Here is a 24,586-nt window from a genome sequence, read left to right on the forward strand (position 1 = left end):
TATGAGCAATATGATTTACCGCAAACTGGATCTGTCAACAAAACCAACATTTGATCAACAAGTTGCGGCAATCGGACCAGATGTACTGAAAGGACAATATGTCTTACAACGGCTTGAAGGAGCACGTTCCTATGGTGACTTTCAGGAAATGAATGAGAAATACAAAAAATATTTTACGCTACCCGAGCAAATCGAACGGGCAAAAGTTGTAGAAGCCCGACTGGTCGAAACGAAAATCGGCGTACCTGCATTTCAATTTAATTACCCTGATATCAACGGAAAGAAAACAAGTCTTGCAGATCTTAAAGGCAAAGTTGTCTTAATTGACATGTGGGCAACCTGGTGTGGTCCATGCCGTGCCGAAGAACCGCATTGGGAAAAATTAAATGAAGAATTTAACGGAAAACCAGTTACGTTTGTAGGCGTATCAGTAGACCAGGATAAACCCAAATGGGACAGTTATGTGAAAGAGAAGAAACTAAAAGGTATCCAGCTGCACGCAGGTTCTGACAATGAACTTTCCAATGCTTACAAAGTCAATTCCATTCCGCGTTATATTCTGATTGACAAAGCCGGAAACCTCATTACCGCAGACAGTCCAAGACCAAGCGACCCCAAACTAAAAGCTTTGCTGGAAGAATGGATTAAAAAATAAAAACCCAATAACAACTTATCCTAAAAAAAGATCCCGGTCCAAATAAACCGGGATCTTTTTCTGTTCATATCGAATATGCCAACTGAATCCGTTTCGCTAGCTGTATCTTTGGTTTTTATCCCAATTGCGGATCAGTCTTCGAATGGCTTCCCGTTTCTACACGACCGGCAAACTGGCGAACAAATTTACTTCCAACAATCTGCAAAGTAACATCATACCAACCGTTAACCTTCTGAGATTCTACAACCCATTTTATAGATTTACCGGCACCCAATACTGTATTTTTTTTCCAGGAGCTATAGGCGTTATCTTTCACTTGAACATGAAGCGATTTGTCTCCTTTATTGCTCGCTTCCAGGATGAGATTCCCCGTGGGAGTACCTTTCTTTCCCATCTCATAAGTAGCGATAACAGACAAAGATTCTCCCTCACCTTTAAAGCTCCGCATAAACCCATTTGGCCCATATACCGTTAGGTCATAATACCCATCTTTAAAGTCAGCTAGGTTCCAGTCAAAACTCAATTCCTCACCCGCGATAATCGCAAATGGCCAAAAACTTACACCATCTTTATAACTCGGTCCACTATACACATTAAAAGGGCTGCTCAGGGATTTCGCCCCGAAAATCTTATTGCCCGCGGACATCGTCAGTTTTACGTTGTCCTTATCAATAGATTCACTCGAATACAGCTCATATGCCAGCGCATTAGAATTTTTTTGACCTTTTTCCTGTCTTGCCAATTGTGCAGCTTTTCCGGTAGTCTGCAAAGCTTGCATCTCATCTGCAGTCCATACATGGAAATTATTCGGTAGCGGTTTCGATTTGGCTTGATCAATTGCATAGATCTGTTGATTGCGATCCAAGAATGGCAGTTCTACAGCAGTTCCTTCTTCTGCCTTACGAAATACCGAAGTCAGATCTCCTGTTATAGCACGCCGCCAAGAACTGATATTATGTTCTTTCACATCCTTACCAAGCTTCTTATCAAAGAAATACTCCATAAATTGAATGGTCGAAGTGATATCGCAGACCTCCGAATTGACCCAGCCGCCTTTGCTCCAAGGAGACGCAATGATCAGAGGTACCCGATAGCCCAAACCAACCGGTCCCTCTGTGGCATGCTCCTTCTTCTCGCCACTGGCAAGTTCCTGCTCCAAACTCACATATTCATCGCTATAATCCAATCCTGCTGAAGTTTTTCCCGATCGGGCATCTGCCGGATTAGGCGCTACAAACGGCGGAATATGGTCGAAGTAACCATCATTTTCATCGTAGTTCAGCATAAAAACCGTTTTCTTCCAAACCTCAGGATTTTCGGTGAGTATATTCAATATTTCGGACACATACCAAGCTCCATACATCGGCGCACTGGGATGGTCCGAAAAACATTGCGGGGCGACCAGCCAAGATACAGTAGGTAAATTTCCAGACTTCACATCCTTCCGAAACTGATGTAATACATCCCCTTTTGGTACAGTAATCTGCTCACCTTCATGTACAACAGTGGCGGTTTCACGATAAAACGTATCATCCTCATTTGTCTGAAAGGCACGCTCATGCAAAGCGATTTGCTCCTTTGGAAGTTGCTGGAATGCCTGTTCGGTGAGTCGCTCTAGCTGTTTCTTATAGCTGCCCAGCTGCTCCTGTTTTTGCTTAAGCTTATTTTGGGTTTTCTGTACACTTTCAGTTCCATTATTCGCTAATGCTTTTTCAAGCTCCTGGATCTCAGCAGGTAATTCAACGACACGCTTACGCATAAATTCCAAGTGGCTTTTTTTGAATTCAATATGGTATTGTGAAAACCACTCTAAGTTATTGTCTGTAAAATTACCTAACCATTCTTCTCCATGAAGACCGCTCTCCATACTAACTTCATTCTGATATACCTTCCAAGGAATACTCGCAGCTTCCAGACGTTCAGGAAAAGTTTTCCAATGCGCCCAACGGTTGAAATAAATATCCGAATTACGAATCAACGGTTTTGCTCCTTTATTGGGCACACAAGTGCCTGTCCAGAAAAAATGACGATTGGTTGTCGTACCTGTAATGGAGGAACAAAAATGCTGGTCACAGATGGTAAACGCATCGGCTAATGCATAATAGAAGGGTATATCTTCACGGGTATAATAGCCCATGGTTAGCGGTATCTCACTCAGCACTTTTCCACCTGGACGCTTTGCTTCAATCCAATTATCATGCTTACCCTGATTACGTGCCGCCATTTGATTTTCCCATGAATGGGGAAGATTTCCTGTCCAGGCGGCATTAGAATTCTTGATATCCAATCGAAAGGGTGAATAGGTCTTTCCTGAAGCTGAAGCCTGCAACCATACGGGATTTCCACTAGGCAACTCGATAGCTCTTGGATCATTAAATCCCCGAACCCCTCTCAGTGTACCAAAACTATGGTCAAAGGAGCGATTCTCCTGCATTAACAAAACAATATGCTCGGCATCTAAAACAGAACTCCCCGCAACTGGTTCAATCGCCAAAGCACGCTGTATCGCATCCGGTACAGCACTCTGTAAGCCAAAAACCCCAGCCAACAAGGAGGCCTTCTTGATAAAGTCTCTTCTACTATCCATAAAAATATCTATTATATCTCTTATAAATTCAATGGTCTATCAGCGAATATATTCATTCGCTGGCGCTTTTCATGTAACGTTTTTAACAAAAATCCCCTCACACGATTGATCTCATGCGCAGGGATAGTTTTGACGATAAAAATTCAACAGATCAAAGTATTACCTATTTTAAGATCCACATCAATTGATTGACATTATCAACACCCTCAAATTGTCTGGATACCGCAGCATCCACATTCTCCGTGTTGTAATCATACTCAACAGCAGGATATCTCCAGCGAACCGGTATCTTGCCTGGTGCTTCTGAGTTCAAGCTTGTCTCGGGATTGATTTTCCATTTTGGATATCCTGTTCTTCTATAATCATAATACGTATTAAACTCCGATTGCAGAAAACTGGCAAGATATTTTTGAGTAATAATTTCCTCAATTTGTGCCTCCGAACCAGTAGGCAATGTCAAATCACCGAGATAGGTACTGATATAAGCTGCATCCAAGGACATCCCATGATGAAACTGTGCTGTATTAGGTGTATTATCAAAGATAAATTGCATCGATGCTTCTACACCTTTTTTGTGCCATGCCAATGCAGGTTCATTTATCCAGCCACGAACAGCTGCTTCAGCAATGATAAAACAAAGCTGCGCATAGGAAAGCTGCTGTGTCGGCTCACCTGTTGCGATCTCGGTATAGCGGTCATTCAGTTTAGAATAGTCATTGGAATTTTTAATATCTAGAATGTTATCGTATTTTAATGATGGGTCAATACCGACATAAGCATCAAAGTTCGCTGCTGTCATGCCTGCCGCAATCTTTTTCGGGGAAGGATTTCCATAATAGAATAGACGACGATCCGAACGCGATTTCAACCGATCAACGATTTCAGTTGACATGGTCGGATAGATCGTAAAGTTATTTCCAACTTTATAAAAAGGGTATTGTTGTCCGCTTTTATCCGAACGTATCAGCTGGTAATTATCCGCATTTGCCGTAAAAATTGGCTTATTGGCAACGATCTGCTGAAAACGATTTTTGATATTTAAATCAGCATCACCTGCTTTCTTGCTCAGCTGCATTAAAACATTTAACGTGTAACTATTGACCAATTTGCGCCATTTTGTGGCATTTCCTCCATAAAGAGGGTCTCCAACAAAATTTTCCCCTGCGGCAAAGGCTTGATCAGCCAGTTCCAATTCTTTTAGAATACCAATAAATACCTCCTTTTGTGTATCGTATTTAGGGAAGTATTGTTTATCCGTTTCTCCTTTTAATGCATCATGATAAGGTATATCACCTAAATCCATGGTTGCTTCAAAGAATTTGACGGCACGGGCAAAATACATTAAACCCTCGTAGGATTTAGCCAATTTTTCTGACGTGGCGAACTTAGGCATGAAGTGCGCATCATTTATTGCGCTCAAGCTCAATGTTCCAGACCCAAAACCGTTATATTGATAAGATTCGACAAATTCAGTCCAAACAATGTTTTTGTTGAGCATATAAGGCATTAGAAAACCTTTTTGTGTAGACTGATTGGCAAGATTTAGTATAATCCGTGTGGCAATCATGCCTGAAGTTACCTTGTCGGTTGCTTCAGGATTGGTATTGATATCTTCAAACTTGGAACAAGATATTGTTGTCCCAAAGAGTCCGATTAATAAATATGTGACTATTTTTTTCATTTGTAATCCGTGTTAAAAGGTTAAGATTAGAAACTAAGGCTTACGTTAAAACCAAGGTAACGCATCGATGGAGAGTTCAGATCTTCTGAACCTGCATCCGGATCAGAGAAGCGATACTCTTTTGTCCATAAAAACAAATTCTGTCCAGTAACACCAATGCTCGCCTTTTTGGCTTTAAATCGGGAAGCTACTTCTTTTGGCAAATTGTAACTTAATGAAACCTCCCTGAGCTTAATAAACGTTTCATCCCAAATATTCCGGGTACCGGAATAAGCTCTTTTCCAATAGTTTTCATAAGACACAACTGTTTCATTCGGCGCAAAAACACGCGTATCTTTTATAATCTGACCGTATTTATCGTAGCTTACCTCACCAGATACTATTTTCACCCCCTTGCCGATAAAAGTACGATTACCATTAACCACCTCTTCATAGCGCTCTTTCGTGTCGGAATCAGGATGTGCTCCTGTCTGCCATAGACGCGCATTCATATTGGAATAGGATAAACCTTTGATACGCCCATCAAAACTAAAAGAGAGACTAAAATCTTTGTATTGGAATTGATTAGTAATTCCCCAAAACCATTTCGGGGCGGTGTAACCAAACAATCGCGCTGTATGTACAGCACTGACGGGCATGCCGGCAGCATTGTGGATAATCTCTCCATCTGGTGTGCGTTCCCAGTCTCGTGTCACATAATGGTCTGTACGCATACCTTCTTTTATATAAAGTGCATCTGCTGTATAGTCAGGGTCAAGTTTATGGTAGTATTGCAAATTCTGCGAAAGATTACCATTAACAGACCATTCAAAGTTCGCTCTGCGGATCGGAACCCCGCCCAAAGAGATCTCATGACCTCGGGTCATACGCTCTTCTTTTAAATTGATCAGACGTCCCCTAAAACCTGTCGTATGTGATATATTGCTATAATTGGGATCGGAGATATCCGCTTTAATATTATAACGTCTTCTAGCGTAGTAGGTGTAACTCCCTGTCAGACGATTGTTTAAAACAGCCCATTCCAAACCGAACTCGGTCATATCTTCCTTGGTAGGATTGATGGAATAGTCTTTTATAATATTCGGATACGAAGCCGTTGTCATACCATCCCAAACATTGTTGCTTACGCCAAACGTTTGGTTAATTTCGTACGGATCAGGTGGGTATACCGTAGATGCCCAGGACCCCCTTACCTTCAATAAATTCAGCCAATTTGGCTTTTGAATTAAGTCAGATACCACAACACTTCCCGATACTGACGGATAAAAATAAGATTTGTCCGGTAACATCGAATACCAGTCGTTACGAGCTGTACCTTCGATGAAGACCGCATTACGCCATGATAAAGACAAGCGACTGTATATACCATTACGCATTTCTTTGGTTTTACCCTCAACTGCAGAAACAGGCCCCGTGGAGTTACGCAGGGAATAAAAGCCCGGAATCGTAAGACCGTTTACTGTTGACGCTGTCATCGTATTATCCCTACGATAAAAAATAGATCCCCCCACAAGCGCATCAATACCAAAATCACCAAAATTCTTCTTAGCAGTAAAGATAAAGTCATTGGTTGTACTAAAGCCATCTTGTTTTCTGGACCAGTATTTTCCTCTATTATCGTAACCTCCTGAGCCATCAAAACCGCCACGAGTGCCATAGATACCCATTGGATTGGTTTGTTCTCTTGAATTACCATAGTAATCATATCCACTACGCACCAGGAAATTCCCCCAATCAGTCATTTTGTAATTTAAGGTAACTGCAGCATTCAATTTATTGACAAGTTCTGAACTTATTTTTTCATAAGCTGAGAGATAGGGATTATCGTACCAAGCTTTATAAAGCCAGTTTTGACTCACATTTTCTGTCTGCCAATAGTCTTTATATTGTGTTAGATCGTATTCTGGTCCTGTCCATACCAGGATATTATAGATATATCCCTGATTATTGTACCCCGAACCAAAGTCATTTGGAGCATGCCTTCTGTTGTATCCCAAGCGGGTCTCCAAATTAACCTTATCAGATATTTTGGTTTCCCCAGCCACCGAAATATTGGTCATATTCAGCTTGGTGTTCGGATATTGACCCTTATTGAGAATATGGCTTATTGAGGTACGGATACTCCCGTTTTCCCCTTGGTTCGTAAAGCTGACAGAATTATTGGAAATAAATCCGGGTTCCAAAAAATTCTGGAAATTGTTTTTGCCCTTTGAAGTCAATTCGGTTTCTACGTCATCCATCTGCTTAGTAAACGGATTCCATTGCTTATATTTTCTGCCGATATCCAACTTGTCTCCCCAAACTTCATCGTCGGTATTGTATTTACCACCATATCCAGCTGAATAAGAAGACTGCACATTAGGAAGTGCTAAATAACCGGCAAAGAACATATTATTGGAGTTTACAGTTATCTCTACCCCTCTTTGTGAAAGTCCTTTTTTAGTCGTAACCATTATTGCTCCACCTGCCCCTTCAATTCCATAGAGAGCCGCCGCTGTAGAGCCTTTTAGCACCGAAATATTTTCGATATTGTCAACAGCGATATCACGCAAACTCATGTTTTCATAAGCAACACCGTCAATCACCAATAAAGGATTTTTTCCACGAAGTTGTATATCTGGTGCACGGTTAAATTCAGTACTGTTCATAACACGCAACCCTGAAACACGGCCTGTTAACGTCGTTCCTACATCAACCCCCTTTACTTTGGCTAATTGGTCTCCTTTGATGTCCTGAACGGCATATCCCAGAGCTTTCTGCTCGCGCTTGATACCCAGAGCAGTTACGACGACCTCCTCCAGAGCCTCCGAGGATTTGGAAAGCCGAATCAGACTCGCGCCAGTTGCCGGCACTTCAATAAGCTCATACCCAATAAAAGAAACTTGCAGTATCGCATGATCTGAAACACTAGATAGCTTAAATGCCCCCGTTTGATCAGTCGTTGCAGCTATTGCTGTCCCCTTGACACGTATCGTGGCACCCCCAATCGGCAGGTTAGTCTCCTGATCAACTATTTTTCCGCGCAGTTCCTTTTGTGCTACATGGAGCTTCTTACTTTCTGATTCAGTCTTCTCTTTCTTTGAAACCACATACAGCTTATCATCAATCTTTCTTACCTCAAGATGCCCGTCAGAAATCGTCCGGATGAATTGGGCAATCTCTTCCTTTTTTAATTTCTCAAGGTTAACTAATTCATTGATTTTTTGATCGGAGATAGAAGCATCATAGCCAAATTTTACATTGAACTTTTGTTCCATTTTGGCAAGAATTTTCCCGATTCCTTCCCCAGTCTTAAACTGCGTGGCCATGGTTTGAAGTGCTAAGGATTGAAATAGCAAAGCACCTCCCATAAGTTTTAAATAGTAATTGGTTCTTTTCATAAATTACTTTTTATGGATGATTGTTTGATTAAATGCGGTATTAAGAATTTTTAAAGATTTTTCAAGATCGCTGGCAGGCAGATATCCTGTATAACTTGCTGCTTGAAATGAATCGATCAACTCTAGATTTTGATCGGGGTATAGGTTATTCAGATCCGCGACAATCTGCGATAGCGGAACGTTATTGAAAGACAATAGGTCATCTTTCCCATTTGAAGAAATGACTGTATCTGCGATAGATACGTCAAATTGTTTTTGCCGTTTATCATAAGCCACCTGCTGGCCGGGATGGACGATAGAGGACTGCTGTCCATGTGATACCTTCACCTTTCCGTGGCTTAAGACCAGCCGACTACGTTGCGATGAGCAAATTAAATTAAATGCTGTCCCTAATACGCGTACGTCAAAATCTCCTGAATTTACAATGACAAAAGCTTTCTCGGGATTCTTAGCAACTTCAAAGAAAGCTTCTCCTGAAAGTTTTACCCGACGCAAACTATCTGCATTAAAATCAGATAGAATTTCGATATATGCCCCTTGACGAAGCGCAACCTGAGTACCATCAGAAAGCGTGAGCTGCTTGACAAATTTAGTCGGATTAGTATATCTTACAACGTTGAACTTGGTCTCAGTCTGCATCGATGGCACAATGTCCCAAAATAGAAATGCAAAACCAATCAATAGCAATGCTGCCGCTGCCGAGATTAAAACTCGCCATCTCCACCAAATAGGCTTCACTTTGGGCTCTAATTCAGTACCGGTAATCGTATAAAAAATATGGTCTGAAGTAGATTTATTCAAATCACTAGCGCGATCATCCAGTGCAATTACCTCTTCTAGACTGGGCAGATCATCTTCATCGCAGGCAGTAAGTAAATCTAAAAATATGGTGTTTTCCTGTGGGGTTAGTTCCCCCAGTAAGTATTTTCGGTATAATGCAGCTAGTTTAGGATCCATCATTTTTGCCATCGTTTAAATACATATACGTATCTAAAAGACGATAAGACGACGCTACACTAAAAAATAGTTAAGAAAATCAATAGGGCTATTGAAATCTCAAAATTATCAAGAATATATTGGCGGACAAACTTGTTCCCCTTGACAAGTTGGTCCCGAACAGTATTAACAGAAATACCCAAGCGGTCGGCAATTTCCTGATTGTCCAAAAATTCCTCTTTACTCAAAAGGAATATCTCCAGGCGAGCCTTAGGAAGCTTTTCAATTGCCTCTCGATAGACGCGTTCCAAATCTTTAAAACGGATGGATTCTTCATTTGAATTGTCCACTTGCCTAGAGGTATCTATCCCGTCAAGTTGAAATTGAACCCGTACTTTCTGCTTCCTTAATTCGTCAAATACAAGATTCTTAGCAATTGTATATAAATAAGACTGAGGATTCTTATTTCCATCTAATTCTCCCCACTTTTTCCAAATGCGAGAAAATGCTTCCTGAACCAAATCGGCGGCAGTATCTTCTTCTTTCAGATGTAACAAAGCATATTTATATACCTTATCTTTATAAGACAGAAAGAAATTTTTAAAATCCGGAATGTTGTCGTTTTCAATAGGCATCCTTCACCACTAATAATTGATCTTACAAGTTTAGGTAGAATTTTTCAAAATATTTGAATGAAAATGTATCATTGGTCGAAGCTGCCCCTTACCTCCGACAGTTATAACATTTTAATTATAATTAGTTTACATAAATTTAACCCTCAGACATCAGCTTTCGGACAGAAAGATAAAAGCATCCTGGCAAGATCAGAATTTGGTTTCGCTGGCAGGATATCATTCAATAAAAAATCCCATTGTAGATTCCAATGGGATTAAAAAATTATATGCGCTTAATAGAAAGCTATTATTTTAGGAGCGGAAAAGGTCCTAGAAAATAACTCCCCCTTTTATAAAAACGTAGGAAAAAATCCAGTATGGACTCTTCCAATGGGAAGAAGAATTGTTTATCTACCTCAGTTTTAAACAAGTTGGCATAATACCTTGGCAATTCGCTAGGGAAAAAGTCTTCTACCAAAAGATTCAAAAAATAACGCGCATAAGGCACATCTGCTTCAGCCCCCTTTTCTTCCTTTTCAATAAAAGGATTATGTTTCAATGGGAAAAATTCTTCTATTCCGCCAAATACCTCTAATCCTGTCTTTGGATTGAAGAAAACTGTTACTTTAGCATCTGCAGTAAGTTCCAAATTCGATTCCGGGAGTGGCGATTCCTCTTTGCTTGGATATTTTTGCTGATATCTTTGAAAGAATTCGTTTGCAAATTCTTTTACTTCTCGTCCCTCCATGAAAGCTACAGCTGCTTTTTGCTCTGACTGGAATAATTTACCCATATCTTTCAACTGCTTTTCTGTTTTTTTCAGGCTCTTGTCCTTACCGTTCATCGCTTCAATACGGTAAGTCATTTCATATTGTTCTGGTAGATCAAAATTCACCTCTTCCGGATTGACCACTGTCATAATTCCCGACAAATTCCAAGCTTCTTTCCAAGGAACGATTTCCATATAAAAGGATAATATGGCAGAAGGCTCCGCAAATTCCTGAATCGAATCCTTGTAAATCTTGAATGCTGCTTTTGTGCCAATATGTTTTACATGGACAAACTGTTCATCTGTCTTTACATATTCAAAAAAACTATGGATGCGATTACCGAGCGTTTTGACAGAGCTATACAGAGCATGTTCCTTACCCACTACTTCTGCAACAAATTCCGAAGATTTAAGGGCAAATAAATGTAGCCTATAATTGTTGAAATGATTATCACGGACACGATAAATCATTTGTTGCAATTGAGTTTGATCATGCTGATATCTTCCCAATTCAGCCACCTGCATCAAGTGGTTGAGATTGGTGTTATATTCTCCCGCGGTCAGATAGTTTGTTGCAACAAGTTTTTCGATAAAATTTCGAACCTCAAAATAGTTCGCATTTTCATCTAATGAATATTCTGATTTTAATTTTGGGTTTTCAGGCGCCACTTCATAATGTTCCTCCAAAATAGCATAGGTTAGATCTGTGACCAATTGTATCAAACGGCCCTGAGGATCAATAAACAAGTGTGGATTCCGTTCACTAAAAAATAACCAGGTCAATACAGCGACATCTTCGCTATTGATATCTTCAGGATAGTAATCCGTCAGATTATTATCCTTGTAGAAAGGCAAAAACTGGCTGTATAGTTCTTTATGGATGGTCCTAAAAGCAGCAAATATCCCTGTATTGGCAATAACATCCTCTAGATAACAGGTGAGATAAATACTTAATGTTTTTAATGCGTCAGTGTGAATGAGGTCATTTGTCTCCGGCTCTTCAAACCACAATGTCGATAGACTATCGTTGATCTTATTGGCAACTCTTAAATAATAACTATCTATATCGTTTGCTTTCTGGTAAGTATGGTGTGCAATCCAATCTTGAATAAAAATTTTGTTTCCTCTCATATGAAAAATGCTAAATCCAAAAGTAGCCAAATTTTCGAAATTTCCATGATTGCAAAACACAAGCATAGACGAAAATAATTTAGATATTCTTTCCGGTCAATAAAAGACAAAAACGGCCGTAGATGAATTAGCTCAATGACGATAGAGGATCGTCTAACAGAAACAAAAAGAGATGCCTTATGGGCATCTCCGTATCGTAAATTTTATTTTTTCTTTATCCTGCAGCAATTACATTATCATTGCTTTTCAAATGATCCTGAAGTGACGGATTTAAAATATTACATGTTTTTAGTAAATCACGGACCGGATATTTTGCAACGATATCTTCCAACGCTGCAAGGTGGCGACTGTGATGTACATCCGTTCCAACAAAATCATACATGCCGGACTTAATCATTGTCAGGGCCGCAGATTTCACCTCAACACCATAATATCGACTGATAGAAAGAAGATTCAATTGTAACATACAGCCAGCGTCTTTGATCTGTTTGTACATATTGAAATTATAGTGGTAGTAATTATAGCGTTCTGGGTGTGCTAAAATTGGCTGGTAACCCAGTCTTTGTATATCTAAAATAGTTTGAAATAAAGCTTTAGATTCCTGTAGATAGGACATTTCAATGAGCACATAACCTCCCGGCATCACACAAAGCTCGTTTGTATCAATCAGCCTTGCAATGCCATCATCTATCATATGTTCAGCAGCATGATAGATAGCAGGACTGTTAGGAAGTTGTTTTATTCCATTCACCAATTTATCTTTGGCATCCTCAATTGTTCGGATTGTATTCGGATGCACACCTTCCATAATATGTGGTGTACAAATAAATTTTTCAAACCCCATTCTTCCCAAGCCTTTCAACAAATCAATAGATTGTTCAATGGACTGGCTTCCATCATCTATTCCGGGAAGGATATGATTGTGCATATCCACCTCTAAAAAAGCGAGTGTACCAACAACCTTGATCTTTGACTCTTGAGTTTTGTTTCCAAACAGCTTTGAAAATATCCCCATATTATATAAAGTATAAATCGTTTAGTTATCTTATTATTGTGTAAATAATAAATCACAAAAGTACCACTATCAGTCCAAAAGAGCGTAATATTATTTTAACATTATAAAAATATAACCATAATATTACAAACTTTGCATCAAACAATCGGGTTATAAAATTGTTTGATGCAAAGTTCAATACCATCTTATTTACTGATCTCCCGCAGGATCTGATCGATCATATAGCCGATAGCACCTTCTTTTGTCTCTGGCAGTTTTGTTGATATTTCGGCTTCCATACGGTTGCCCACAATCCCCTTCGAAGTGATTGCTGTGCTACCATATTGGTTCAATTGTGCCACAGTTTGCTCCCATTGTCTTCCTGGACTTACACCCATCTCTTTTAACATTGCGGGCAGCTTTTGTAAATCAATCGCAGCAGACATTTTGTTTTGCTTCATCAACTTAATAAAATCTTTATTTGCAGTGCCAGCCGTTTTATTTTGACGGATATCATGTAAAGACAAAGAATCATTACTTACCATCACCAAATCATCTTTTAGAAGAACATACATTGGAAAATCTAACCCTTTTTTGGACGAAAATGCGTAGATGCCATCCTGTATTTTACCAAAGGTTTTAGCTACTGCCAGATCTAGTCCCTTTCTAAACAAACGCTGGTCTTTTGATGTAAACATCCAGATAAAGACAGGTAGAGTTTCGTCCTTTGTCTTCTTTACCTCCGTTGAATTATAATCATCGTCATAACTATAATCAATATATTCCTTTCTGAACTTGCGTAGACCATTCACCACAAATAGATGATCCCCCGGCATTACTTGAGCAATTGCTTTCTCATCCAATGCAACTTCAAGTGCCATTAATCCCCATTCAACCAAATCTTGCTGAGGGCCTAGTAATCCGCTATAATATTTTGCTGTATAACTAGGCATATCTCGCAAATAGGCTTCTGAATTAATATTAACGTTAAAGAAACCAAGCGTTTTATCGGTCAGATATTTATTGAATTTTCCATTTGGTTTTCTTGCATATAATCGCTTGGACATTTCAACCAGATCTTTATCTAATCCCATGGAGCCTCTCAATCGCAATACATTTCCATCCTGCAACAAATCCAGCATTCCATCCTTATATCCTGTTTTAAATTTGTCCATATTAATCCCCATATAGAGATAAGGAATGGTTTTATAAGGCATAAGGCCACGATAGAGTTCCTCGACATGTGGTACATATAGACGGATCAATCCTAAGTTTTTGAGAACTTTTTCCTGATCTGAAACTGAGAGAGGCTTATAGGATGCAGACAGCAAACGTGTCGCTTCTCCGAGCAACCACTTATCACGAAGCGCATTGCGTATAGAGTCGTTTTTTCTATTTTGATTCTCGTATTCTGTATAAAGCGAATCGTAATAACTTGGATCATGCATTTCCACCGCCTCAGCGGCCGCAACAGCTGCATCGGCAGCAATATCAACAGCATCCGCCTGCGCTATGACCGTATCTGGTACACTCTCTACAATCACCGGAGGAGACAGTGGCTCCAGTACCTTTTCATCTTCGTCCCACGCCACCACTGCTGCCGTTGCCGAATCCACTACCGCAGTTGTGGAATCCAGTTCGGGAGAATATGCGTCAGCCGCAGGTGCCATGTAAGCAACCTTCTTTATCCCATACCGGTTAGCAACAGAGTCGTTCTCGAAGAAAGTTGTACTCATTGTCGACGAAATAAAGCGCGCCACACGGTCGTTGTAAACCAACACGCTGCCCGCCTTCATCCCTATGCTTGAATATCCATTGGCAAAGGGCTTAGGTTCACCGACATCATGTAGCAGTTTTTCAAATTGCACTTTATTGGACAACGGAAATATAAACTCGAGAAAACTGACACTGTCTGTCTTTCTGTTATAGAAATAAGACGTTTGTGACAAATCGATACCCAAGTTTTTGATATCATTCCCAACTGAAGCACCTGATTTTTCAAGTTGCTTGAACAGACCTGCTTTCTGAAGCAACTCATTCAACTTGTTTGCATTCGCCTTCTGAACAATTTCCTTCACATTAAATGCAGCGATAATTTCTGCATCTTCAGGAATGAGCTTGACTAAATCTTGTGACTTCACAGTCCCCATCAAAGAGAGACACGCTAGTCCAGTCAATAAAATTTTTGATTTCATATAGGTTATTTTGTTAGTGTGATTTTATTTGCCAAAGTAGACTTACCATAGACCAGATCCGTAAATGGTAATTTTAGTAGTACGCCCTTCTTATTGCCCGCAACTTTTGCTTTGCTATTATCCTGAGCCACTATCGTTTTTTCAAAACGCACGATCTGCGTATAAAAAGCATCTGCAAACTGTGTTGTATTATCGCTTCCCAACTGATTGAATTTAGCCTTCCAGTTGCTCGAGGCTACAAATTTACGTTCAAAAATATTGGTCTGAGCGTTATAATAGTATCTATTTGAATTTGATATCTTTGTCTTAAACCGATTAGCCAATATATCCGAAAAGGCATTTAATGACTCGATCTGACTAAAGTCACAGGATATATTTACAATAAAATTTGTGAAGTCAGTTTGATACTGAACATTGGAGATACCCTTTGTCTGCTTGAGTAGCTGAACTACCGCCTTAATCTCCTTTTCCATCTCGGCCTGCGTTGGTATCTGTATCCCTTTTATACTTTTCATCTTCATCAAGGAAGAAACCTTTGTTTTGCTTTTACTCAGGTTCAATGTAGCCGCTATATGTCCCGAACCATTGGGTTTAAGATCAATCTGTTCAACAAAGTCAAAACAACTGGACAATGTAAAAGTCATCAACAATGCACATACAACCACATAAAACCTATTCAACGGTTCTTTTAATTTAAAAACTCTCTTCATTTCTTTTCAGTACCGATTAATAAATTATCAAATCAATATATGTTCGGGCATTAACAGCAAATAGTGTGCTATTTTCGTCACTTTAGGAAAATTTTAAAAAAAAGATATCCAATAACATATTTAGCACTAATCTTTACCGTTATTTAAAAACAGCTGTCTTCCTCAAAAATTATTCAGTAACCACAATAAATATATCTAAAAATCAAATAGATGCATTATCAAAGCATTTGCTTGCACAAAAACACAGATTTATGCCCGGATAATTCAACTTTTCTTAGGTACTTTTGCCCCTCTTTGCTAACAAACACTAACGATCAATATGATTTACACCTCCAGAACTATTCCACAGCATTCAATGTGGCGAATAGTTTATTTTATGATTACGTTGCTTACTCTTAATTCATGTAAAAAAAATGAGTCCAGAATGGAGCAAGCTGCATTACAATTTGCCCCTACAATTGTTGGCCAAATTAACACCAAAGCTGCTGGGACCTCTTGGGACAAAGGCGACCAAATTGGCGTTTTTATGATCAAATCAGGTCAGCGATTAACATCAACCTCAATTGTGAATGCTGTCAACAATCATGCATTCGCGATTAATGGTTCATTATTTCAAAGTAAATCACCTATCTTTTTACCAAATGAACAGGTAGATTTCATTGCATATTATCCTTATAAATCCATTACTGATTTTCAATATTCCATCGATCTGAGTGATCAGTCAAATCAGTCAGCATTGGATTTCATGTATGCCAGCAATGCAAAAAACATCAACAAAACCAACAATACCGTCCCACTCAATTTTGTAAGACAATTGAGCAAGATTGCGATTCATTTTTCCATTACCAATACAGCGGGTTTAGAAGCCAATCAGATTGCCGTCAGTATACCATCGGTACACACACAAGGAGGATTTGATCTCTCAACTGGAAAACTAAATGTTAACCATGCTGAAAAGAAAGATATACAAGGAAAAGTTTCGGTGAATACCAACCAAACAGCTATCGTAGAATTCATCCTCCTTCCCGGAGAGGATATCACCGGAAAGGCTATTAAATTTATCGCTTCTAACGGCGATAGTTATACATGGACAACACCACAGAGTCAGAATCTGAAAAATCTAATTACCGGAAATCGCTACAATTTCAACATCAAAATTGACAATGGTAAGCTAAGTGGAGGAATTGGAGATGCCCAAGCTTATCTGGAAATCCCCAAAATGAACAATTTGAACAATGATGAAGTGTTCATACAGCACTTTCTTCCTGATGCAAGCACAGCTAGAAACTACGCTATGCTGTATGATAAAAAGTTAAAAATGGCTTACTGGGTAGCTTACCCATTATATAATAGCATTTTAGGTTCTGGCAATCGCACGGATGCCTGGGGATATGATCCTTCTATATCAACAGCATTCCAACCAAATCTATTTAAAGGGTTTCAACCAACGGGTTATGACAGAGGTCATCAGCTACCTAGTGCTGATCGCAACCTAAATATTACCCACAATAAAACAACATTTTATTTTACCAATATGACGGCACAGGCATCCCGTCTCAATCAAGGTCTTTGGGCAAACCTGGAAACTAAGGTACGGACCTGGACAGCGCAATGTGACACCATGTATGTTGTAACAGGAGCAATGCCCACAACAGATACGGATAATCTGCTTAATTTTGCACAAGACAATGACAGGAAAGATATCGCAAAACCAAAATACTATTTCAAAGCCTTAGCCATGAAGAAAGGGAGCGAATACTATACGATTGCCTATAAAATAGACAACATAACTCCGCCTTCAGGAAGCACGTTTAATAATTATAAACTAACTGTAAGCGATCTGGAAAGAGAAACAGGATTTACATTTTTTCCCGATTTAGACAACACGAAAAAAGAAAGTATAAATACCAATATCTGGAAATAATTCATGGTCGGCTTTATCGAATTATTTTATTCCGATTAAGACAATTACTTAAAGCTTGATAAGTCTTAAAAAGGCCAAGATCTCCACCATAAAAAGACAATGCACGATGAATTGTGCCTTGTCTTTTTATTTAACGGTATAGCCACGATGCGTCAAAAAACTTGACATTCCTGTAAAAACACCATTTTATCCTTAAAATGCACAATCAATCCATCATAGTTTTTTATTAGTTTTAACCCATGAAGCTTATAATATTCGATCTGGATGGAACATTATTGGATACATTACAAGATCTTGGAGACAGTTGCAACGCGATCCTTCAGCGATTTGGTTATCCTATACATCAGCTACCGGCCTACAAGAAATTTGTAGGTAATGGTGTACAGAAACTGATCGAACGCGCCCTTCCCGAATATGCACGAACCACGGAAATAATCGCAACACTGCTAATGGCATTTAAGTCCTACTACGAAGAACAGACAATATGCCATACAAGACCTTATATTGGAATTGTCTCGCTACTGGAGATGCTTAAATCTTCGGGGTACCTCATCTCTGTAGCATCCAATAAATATCATGAGGCGGTTATTCCTTTGATGGAAAAATATTTTCCCACGATCGCTTTTGATCTGGTCCTTGGCCACCGTACAGGACATCCAGCCAAACCTGATCCAGACATTGTCCTGGATACTCTCCGAACATTAGGGATAGCAAAAGAAAACTGTTATTATGTTGGCGATTCCTCTGTTGATATGGACACAGCCAATAACGCCGGGGTGACTGCGATTGGTGTGACCTGGGGCTTTCGCGATGAAACCGAGTTGCGGCAACATGGTGCAAAGCATATTATTCACATTCCACAGGAACTGTTGGACGTCGTATAAAAGAAAAAGCCGAACTTAATTCCAACGATGGTTTAAGTTCAGCTTTTTTGAATTAAACTATTGTTGTTAGCTACATTTTAGCATCCATCAGCTTTTCACTTTGCGCCTTTGGCTTTCCTAATTTCATCTTGATCACAAAGGCTTTATTTGAGTTAAACGAATTGGGAAGCCGAATATCGTAATATGTATTTTTGTCTAAGTCTAAGCCAATATCCGCATGGCTCAATTCCAAGGATTGTCCATTGTGGAGTATAGTAGCAGAGACTGGAACCTCCACAGCCTTCTTAGGAACTGCAATACGCACGATATTGTTGACAGGACGATTAAAAACAGTCAGATAAAGGTTATCCTCTTTCTTTGTAAAGTAACCCAATTTGGATGGCGCTAGACCAGCATGTCTGACACCATATACCGCTTCGCCGTTTATCTTAATCCAGTCACCGATTTCTTTGGCGAGTTTATCTTCTCCAGGATGCATAAGACCATTCCCATCAGGTCCAAAGTTCAACACAAAATTGCCATTCATGGAAACACAATTCATCAACATATCGATGAGATCATCTGAGGTTTTGGTATAAATCCCAGACCAGTCTTTCATATAGCCCCAACCATTCGGTGGAATCGTCATGACACAGTCCCAGTCACGTCCCTCCAACCATTCAAACTCCTTCGGCATTTTTCTTTCCCAACCTTGTTCATAGTCACCTAGCATATCACCATTGGAGTCAAAATGCCGCTTTCCAAATTCGTCATTTCTAAATCGGCTTCCAATAATCAATCCTCGATGTTTTTCACGTAGCTCTTTTTCTAATTTATACGTAAAATCATACGATTGGATCCAAGATTGATCCCAAGTACCATCAAACCAAAAACCTTTTATTTGCGGGTAGTTTTCCAGAAGTTCTAGCAACTGATTACGCGTGTATTCCAAAAACTTATTGAATTTAGCCTTTTCTTCAGGACTAGAGGGGGCTTTCCCCATATAGTTTGAATTATTCCATTCAAGAATTGAAAAATACAAAAATACATCTATACCTTCCGCTGTATAGGCATCTACGACCTGCTTGACGATATCTTTTTTATAAGGACTCTTCTTCACTGTATAGTCTGTATACTTAGAAGGCCACAGGGCAAATCCATCATGATGCTTTGTGGTAAAAATAAGATACTTTGCACCCATTTCTTTCGCCTGTTTAGCCCAGTTTTTTGCGTCAAAACCTGTAGGATTGAACTTTTTGTAGAGGTTATCATAAGTATTCTTCCAATCTTTCGGCGCTGTTGGTCCACTCCAGGTACGTATCCATTCGGATGCCGCCGCTCCTTTTCGTGCACTCACCCCTTCCCATTCGTTACCAGGAATTGCATACAAGCCCCAATGGATAAATTGTCCTAATCCATAGTTTCGGAACCGTTCCATCGCTTCATCTGTCCGATGTCCGGGCGTCAAAGGCCCATATTTTACGTCTACCTTGTTTTCTACTTTCTTGCGAGGACCTGTCCATTGTGCCGAAGTAGTTTTTACTCCCAGCAATATGCTGCCGAGAATCAATGCTGTGATTATTTTATTATATTTCATCTTATCATTATTTCTTTGAAAATGACTCTTCCTAACGACAAATAAATCTATGTTTATTGACCAGATATATGTTGCCCGTCCGACGATCACTTTGGATTATCTATATATTGTTTTTGCGATTTCTTGATAACTGCGGGCTCTGCGTTACTGTCCTTAAAAGGATCAAAGTAATAAAGTCCCTGATCGCGGTACAAGGGCAAATGCTTTTTTAATGTTTTTGTAAATTCATCAAAATTTCGACCTGTTCCTGGCACCCATGCTGCCTCCGCCAATGCCGCTATTCTCGGAAACACAAGGTAATCCAAACGATTGACATTCGTCACTGTTTCAGTCCAAAGATTAGCCTGAATACCCAAGACCTGTTGTTTTCTTTTTCCCAAACTATCCAATTGATTTCCAGCAAAATTAAATACATCCTGCAAAGGATTGAAGCCTTTTCCCCATTTACGACCATACTTATGATGCTCTTGTTGTACAAAGTCAAAATACATGGGCAACCTAGGAGTTAGTATAACCTGATAGCCTTTATCCAAAATCTTGTTTAGCTGTTCTGGTTTATCATGACGCCACCACATCATGACCGTCTGATCTTTGGCCAACTTGGCATCCACCATTTCATCCCAGACAATAATCTTTCCGTTTATCCCAGCCACAGAATCTGCCATACGACGAATAAAATACTCTTCAACTTCTTTGTTAGATTTTAGACCTACTGTCTTTTTCAATTCCTGAACTTTGACATCATTATTCCAGGCTTCACTACCAAAAGCAACCTCATCTCCTCCTAAATGAATATAGACAGAGGGGAACAGTGTTTTCACTTCACGCAAAACATCAGTCAAAAATGTATATGTTGTATTTTTAGCAGGATGAAAAGTAAAATCGGGATGTCTTTCGTTCCCCCCACCAGACAGAAAAGGATAAGCCCGGTTTGCGGCTGTAGCATGTCCCGGCATATCAATTTCAGGAATGACCTCGATATTTCGCTCAGCAGCGTAGGTAACGATCTCACTAATATCAGCTTGACTATAATACTGTACCGGAGCATAAGGATCGAGATAATTGCCTATCCCCCCAACTTGGGTTAACCAGGGGTATTTTTGTATACTTAAGCGCCAAGCCGGTTCATCTGTCAAATGCCAATGGAATTTATTCAACTTGTAAAAAGCCATCCAATCCAGCAAAGATTTCACTTTCTCCTTACCAAAAAAATGGCGCGATTCATCTAACATAAACCCTCGCCAGCCAAATTGCGGTTTGTCTTCAATATTCAATACAGGTAATAGGAACGCATTGCCTTTTCTTTCAGCAGCGGTAAACACCTGCTCCAAACTAGCAAGAGCATTGACCATACCCGATCTATCAGAAGCATATATTTCAATACCTTTGCGACCGATCTTTAGACGATATGCTTCATGTTGTAATTTGCCATCAAGCTTCACGATCATTTTTGCGTCCTTTTCCAACGAAGTGTAAGTTGAAATTCCAAAACGGCTCAACATCAGCTTCCGAAGATAGTGCAAAGACGATTCAAACACAGCATCTCCAGTGACTCCAAAATTACCCGCCAACTTCAACTCTCCCTGCCCCATTTTACACTCTAAAGGTTGTGGAATAATCGCGATTTGAGCTGTCACATTTTGAATGAGCAAGTAGGTTATAATAAATACTAATTTACGTTTCATATGATAATTAAGACTTTACCTTGGTTAGAAGGTGTTAAAATTAATTATTTAAGCATCATCCTGCTACATTTTTATAAAACCTTTATTTTCGATTCTAATTGTAGCTCTGCGTAATACAATGGTAAAGAAATTATTAAGTTATTACTGAAAGTCAAATCCAGTCAATCGTTTGCGCAACTCTCGAAAACGTTATAGTGTATTTTATACAAACAAAACAATAAGGAAATATATTTAAACATAGAAATAATAAAGATTTAAAAAATTAATATTATTGCAAAATCTTACACTAACTAAAACCCGTACAATTAGCGATTGTCTTTTTGTTGGTTATATTTGAAAACGAAACAAATACCCTAAGTTAAAACCATATGATTAAAAGGATTTTTTATACGCTCTTCTTTATAGGGATAACTATTCTGAATCTACAAGCCAGAACTGTCATTCCGTTCAATGCAAACTGGTCGTTTAAAAAAGGTCCGTTTTCCACCTCAGCATTGGACTATAACCAGACATTTGATGGAAAGTGGCAATTGGTTACCCTACCACATACCTGGAATGCAACAGACATGCAGACAGCAGAGATTAAACCGGGAAGTCTTGGAAAAAATGAACGCTTTTATACCGGCGATGCTTATTACCGCAAAACATTTGTCCCAGGATCAGATTGGAAAGGTAAGCGTATTTTCATCCGATTTGAAGGGGTGAATACCAATACCGAAGTTTATCTAAATAATAAACCTCTTTCTGCCAAAGCAGGAAAAAATGATATTACCTACGATAACTCGCAACGAAATGGCAACTACAGTTTTGTTGGCAGACATCAGGGCGGCTATTCTGCTTTTGTCTTTGAATTAACCGATATGCTTCAATTGGGAGTGGAAAACGAGCTGTTAGTCAAGGTTAATAATGAAGCCAGTCCACAGGTTATTCCGGTAAACCACACCTTATTCCCGATGTACGGTGGCATTTATCGTCCTGTTGAACTTATAGTCACCGATGACATTCATGTTGCTGTAAATGACTTTGCTTCCCAAGGTGTCTATATCACGCAACAAAATGTTTCAAAAAAGACTGCGGATATAGCATTAAAAATAAAAATTGACAACAAATCCGGAAAAATACAACCGATCGAATTGCTAACGACCATTTTTGAAAAAGATGGTACCATAAAAGCAAAACAACAAACTGCATATACATTGCCGCCACAGGGCCGTCAGGTCTTATCACAACAAATTGCGGTCAAAAACCCACATTTATGGCAAGGATTGGACGATCCCTACCTCTACAAGGCTGTGACACAGATCAAAAAAAATGGTCAGATCATTGACGAGGTAACGACACCTTTAGGTATACGCAAATTTGAATTACGTACTGGCCAAGGTTTCTTTTTAAATGACATCAAGTATCCCCTATACGGTGTATGTCGACATCAGGATCGTTGGGGCAAAGGTTCAGCCCTGAGCAACGCCGACCACGACGAAGATCTATCCATTATCAAAGAAATGGGAGCCACTTCCATTCGTTTGGCACACTATCAACAGTCAGCATATTTCTATTCCAAATGCGATAGCATCGGGCTTGTGATCTGGGCCGAAATCCCATTTGTGAATCGCGTGACAACATTTGAAGACAATAACGCCCAACAGCAGTTGAAAGAATTAATTCGACAAAATTTCAATCACCCTTCTATCTATATCTGGGGGATGCACAATGAAGTTTACTCGCCGTCCGCCTACACGGTAGAACTCACAACCAAACTAAATGATCTCGCTAAATCCGAAGACCCAGATCGTTACACCGTATCCGTAAGTGGATATAATGTGATTGATCATCCGGTTAACAACAATGCCGATGTACAGGGAATTAATCATTATTTCGGTTGGTATAATGGTGAACTGGAAAACAAATCCGATAAAGATGACGATGTAGCCACATGGGCACAACGTATAAGTAAAGAGTTCAAAGATTACAAGATTATCTTCTCTGAGTATGGCGCAGAAGCCGTTCCCGAGGATCAAGCGGAAGAGGTAGGTAATTTCGGGAACCAATGGAGCAATCCATCCTTCTTTCCAGAAGAATATGCAACAAAATTCCATGAAGTCCATTGGGGAGTAATCTCCAAAAATCCTATTTTCCTTGGATCGTACGTTTGGAATACTTTTGATTTTGCCACACCGATTACCGCACTGAACGTTAATCCAAGAAATTACAAAGGCCTAGTTTCCTTTGATAGAAAACTAAAGAAAGATGGTTTTTACTGGTACAAAGCCAACTGGAGCAAAGAACCGATATTGTATGTCACCCAACGCCGTATGATCAATCGCGGAAATGAAATTACTCCTGTAACCGTTTATTCCAATAGAGGCGAACCAACCTTAACCGTTAACGGAACGGTTATCAAAGGCGTTAGAAAAGGGCAAACAGATGTACATTACATTTTTGACAATGTTAAACTTGCAAAGGGGGCCAATACCATAGAAGCAAAGATCAACCAAAAAGATGGGAAGGTATTAACCGATACCATTCATTGGAACTATGATCCATCTTATAAACAAGATGCAACTGGCCCAACGAAATCTAAAACAGAACACGTAGGACTCTAATCGCAATACAGCATAATATAAATTAAAAAAGCACCAATAGTCCTTGTACTATTGGTGTTTTTTTATGTAAAATCCATTTTGCCCGGCTGTAGCCGTTTTGACGGCCTATCTGTTCAATCCAATTGATAACAATTTAGGCATTTCACGGTTAGACGCGATCCAATTAACAGAATCAAGTTTTCACCTGTCAATGGAAAAACGTTTTCATTTCTGAAACAGGCCGATGATCATTAACCGACATAACCTGACCGTTTACCGAAAT

General features: G+C 39.5%; 15 protein-coding genes. 4 read left to right on the forward strand and 11 right to left on the reverse strand.

The features are described from left to right. Window position 1 precedes the first annotated feature (1 nt). A complete protein-coding gene (locus OGI71_RS18640) occupies window positions 2-655 on the forward strand; it encodes a TlpA disulfide reductase family protein (protein ID WP_282250976.1) in 654 nt (217 codons plus the stop codon). A 115-nt stretch (window positions 656-770) separates the two neighbouring features. Here OGI71_RS18640 and OGI71_RS18645 read toward each other — a convergent pair whose 3' ends face one another. From OGI71_RS18645 to OGI71_RS18685, 9 genes are all read right to left on the reverse strand, one after another. Then, window positions 771-3,242 carry a phospholipase C, phosphocholine-specific gene (locus tag OGI71_RS18645; protein WP_282250977.1) on the reverse strand — a complete coding sequence of 824 codons (2,472 nt, stop codon included), beginning with the start codon at window positions 3,240-3,242 and terminating at the stop codon, window positions 771-773. Window positions 3,243-3,405: 163 nt separating this feature from the next. Then, window positions 3,406-4,923: a SusD/RagB family nutrient-binding outer membrane lipoprotein gene (locus tag OGI71_RS18650; RefSeq protein WP_282250979.1), complete on the reverse strand. Its 1,518-nt coding sequence runs from the start codon at window positions 4,921-4,923 to the stop codon at window positions 3,406-3,408. 26 nt (window positions 4,924-4,949) lie between these two features. Continuing rightward, entirely contained in the window at window positions 4,950-8,303 is a 3,354-nt protein-coding gene (locus tag OGI71_RS18655) for a SusC/RagA family TonB-linked outer membrane protein (RefSeq protein WP_282250981.1), read from the reverse strand. Between the two features lie 3 nt (window positions 8,304-8,306). Further along, entirely contained in the window at window positions 8,307-9,272 is a 966-nt protein-coding gene (locus OGI71_RS18660; RefSeq protein ID WP_282250982.1) for a FecR domain-containing protein, read from the reverse strand. A gap of 47 nt (window positions 9,273-9,319) precedes the next feature. After that, window positions 9,320-9,874, reverse strand: coding sequence for an RNA polymerase sigma-70 factor (locus OGI71_RS18665; protein ID WP_282250984.1), 555 nt, complete (start codon window positions 9,872-9,874; stop codon window positions 9,320-9,322). A 286-nt stretch (window positions 9,875-10,160) separates the two neighbouring features. Then, window positions 10,161-11,753 carry a DUF3843 family protein gene (locus OGI71_RS18670; RefSeq protein WP_282250986.1) on the reverse strand — a complete coding sequence of 531 codons (1,593 nt, stop codon included), beginning with the start codon at window positions 11,751-11,753 and terminating at the stop codon, window positions 10,161-10,163. Between the two features lie 214 nt (window positions 11,754-11,967). Continuing rightward, on the reverse strand, window positions 11,968-12,768 hold the full coding sequence (locus OGI71_RS18675; RefSeq protein WP_282250988.1) for a CpsB/CapC family capsule biosynthesis tyrosine phosphatase: 801 nt from the start codon (window positions 12,766-12,768) through the stop codon (window positions 11,968-11,970). Between the two features lie 185 nt (window positions 12,769-12,953). Then, window positions 12,954-14,942, reverse strand: coding sequence for a DUF4836 family protein (locus OGI71_RS18680; RefSeq protein ID WP_282250990.1), 1,989 nt, complete (start codon window positions 14,940-14,942; stop codon window positions 12,954-12,956). Between the two features lie 5 nt (window positions 14,943-14,947). Beyond that, the gene (locus OGI71_RS18685) at window positions 14,948-15,652 is read right to left on the reverse strand and encodes a hypothetical protein (protein ID WP_282250992.1); all 705 of its coding nucleotides are present in this window, start codon (window positions 15,650-15,652) and stop codon (window positions 14,948-14,950) included. A 424-nt stretch (window positions 15,653-16,076) separates the two neighbouring features. Here OGI71_RS18685 and OGI71_RS18690 point away from each other — a divergent pair, with 424 nt between their 5' ends. Together OGI71_RS18690 and OGI71_RS18695 are read left to right on the forward strand one after the other, a co-directional pair. After that, window positions 16,077-17,576, forward strand: a complete 1,500-nt coding sequence (locus OGI71_RS18690; protein WP_282250993.1) for a fimbrillin family protein — start codon at window positions 16,077-16,079, stop codon at window positions 17,574-17,576. A gap of 239 nt (window positions 17,577-17,815) precedes the next feature. Then, window positions 17,816-18,460 (forward strand): HAD family hydrolase, encoded by a 645-nt coding sequence (locus tag OGI71_RS18695; protein ID WP_282250994.1) that lies wholly within the window; start codon window positions 17,816-17,818, stop codon window positions 18,458-18,460. Window positions 18,461-18,530: 70 nt separating this feature from the next. Here the strand turns inward: OGI71_RS18695 and OGI71_RS18700 are convergent, their stop codons facing one another. Both OGI71_RS18700 and OGI71_RS18705 read right to left on the reverse strand, forming a co-directional pair. Beyond that, the gene (locus OGI71_RS18700) at window positions 18,531-20,036 is read right to left on the reverse strand and encodes an alpha-L-fucosidase (RefSeq protein ID WP_282250996.1); all 1,506 of its coding nucleotides are present in this window, start codon (window positions 20,034-20,036) and stop codon (window positions 18,531-18,533) included. 86 nt (window positions 20,037-20,122) lie between these two features. Beyond that, window positions 20,123-21,721 (reverse strand): beta-N-acetylhexosaminidase, encoded by a 1,599-nt coding sequence (locus tag OGI71_RS18705; RefSeq protein WP_282250997.1) that lies wholly within the window; start codon window positions 21,719-21,721, stop codon window positions 20,123-20,125. Window positions 21,722-22,089: 368 nt separating this feature from the next. On the opposite strand from OGI71_RS18705, the gene OGI71_RS18710 reads away from it, so the two are divergent. Then, window positions 22,090-24,324, forward strand: coding sequence for a glycoside hydrolase family 2 TIM barrel-domain containing protein (locus OGI71_RS18710; protein ID WP_282250998.1), 2,235 nt, complete (start codon window positions 22,090-22,092; stop codon window positions 24,322-24,324). Window positions 24,325-24,586 lie beyond the last annotated feature (262 nt).

The organism is Sphingobacterium sp. ML3W, from assembly GCF_029542085.1.
Lineage (GTDB): Bacteria > Bacteroidota > Bacteroidia > Sphingobacteriales > Sphingobacteriaceae > Sphingobacterium.

Bases quoted from the DNA above. Each gene is read 5' to 3' on its own strand.
- OGI71_RS18700 (WP_282250996.1), bottom strand. From the start codon at position 20,036: ATGAAATATAATAAAATAATCACAGCATTGATTCTCGGCAGCATATTG.
- OGI71_RS18645 (WP_282250977.1), bottom strand. From the start codon at position 3,242: ATGGATAGTAGAAGAGACTTTATCAAGAAGGCCTCCTTGTTGGCTGGG.
- OGI71_RS18685 (WP_282250992.1), bottom strand. From the start codon at position 15,652: ATGAAGAGAGTTTTTAAATTAAAAGAACCGTTGAATAGGTTTTATGTG.
- OGI71_RS18665 (WP_282250984.1), bottom strand. From the start codon at position 9,874: ATGCCTATTGAAAACGACAACATTCCGGATTTTAAAAATTTCTTTCTG.
- OGI71_RS18690 (WP_282250993.1), top strand. From the start codon at position 16,077: ATGGAGCAAGCTGCATTACAATTTGCCCCTACAATTGTTGGCCAAATT.
- OGI71_RS18710 (WP_282250998.1), top strand. From the start codon at position 22,090: ATGATTAAAAGGATTTTTTATACGCTCTTCTTTATAGGGATAACTATT.
- OGI71_RS18705 (WP_282250997.1), bottom strand. From the start codon at position 21,721: ATGAAACGTAAATTAGTATTTATTATAACCTACTTGCTCATTCAAAAT.
- OGI71_RS18680 (WP_282250990.1), bottom strand. From the start codon at position 14,942: ATGAAATCAAAAATTTTATTGACTGGACTAGCGTGTCTCTCTTTGATG.
- OGI71_RS18655 (WP_282250981.1), bottom strand. From the start codon at position 8,303: ATGAAAAGAACCAATTACTATTTAAAACTTATGGGAGGTGCTTTGCTA.
- OGI71_RS18695 (WP_282250994.1), top strand. From the start codon at position 17,816: ATGAAGCTTATAATATTCGATCTGGATGGAACATTATTGGATACATTA.
- OGI71_RS18650 (WP_282250979.1), bottom strand. From the start codon at position 4,923: ATGAAAAAAATAGTCACATATTTATTAATCGGACTCTTTGGGACAACA.
- OGI71_RS18660 (WP_282250982.1), bottom strand. From the start codon at position 9,272: ATGGCAAAAATGATGGATCCTAAACTAGCTGCATTATACCGAAAATAC.
- OGI71_RS18670 (WP_282250986.1), bottom strand. From the start codon at position 11,753: ATGAGAGGAAACAAAATTTTTATTCAAGATTGGATTGCACACCATACT.
- OGI71_RS18675 (WP_282250988.1), bottom strand. From the start codon at position 12,768: ATGGGGATATTTTCAAAGCTGTTTGGAAACAAAACTCAAGAGTCAAAG.
- OGI71_RS18640 (WP_282250976.1), top strand. From the start codon at position 2: ATGAGCAATATGATTTACCGCAAACTGGATCTGTCAACAAAACCAACA.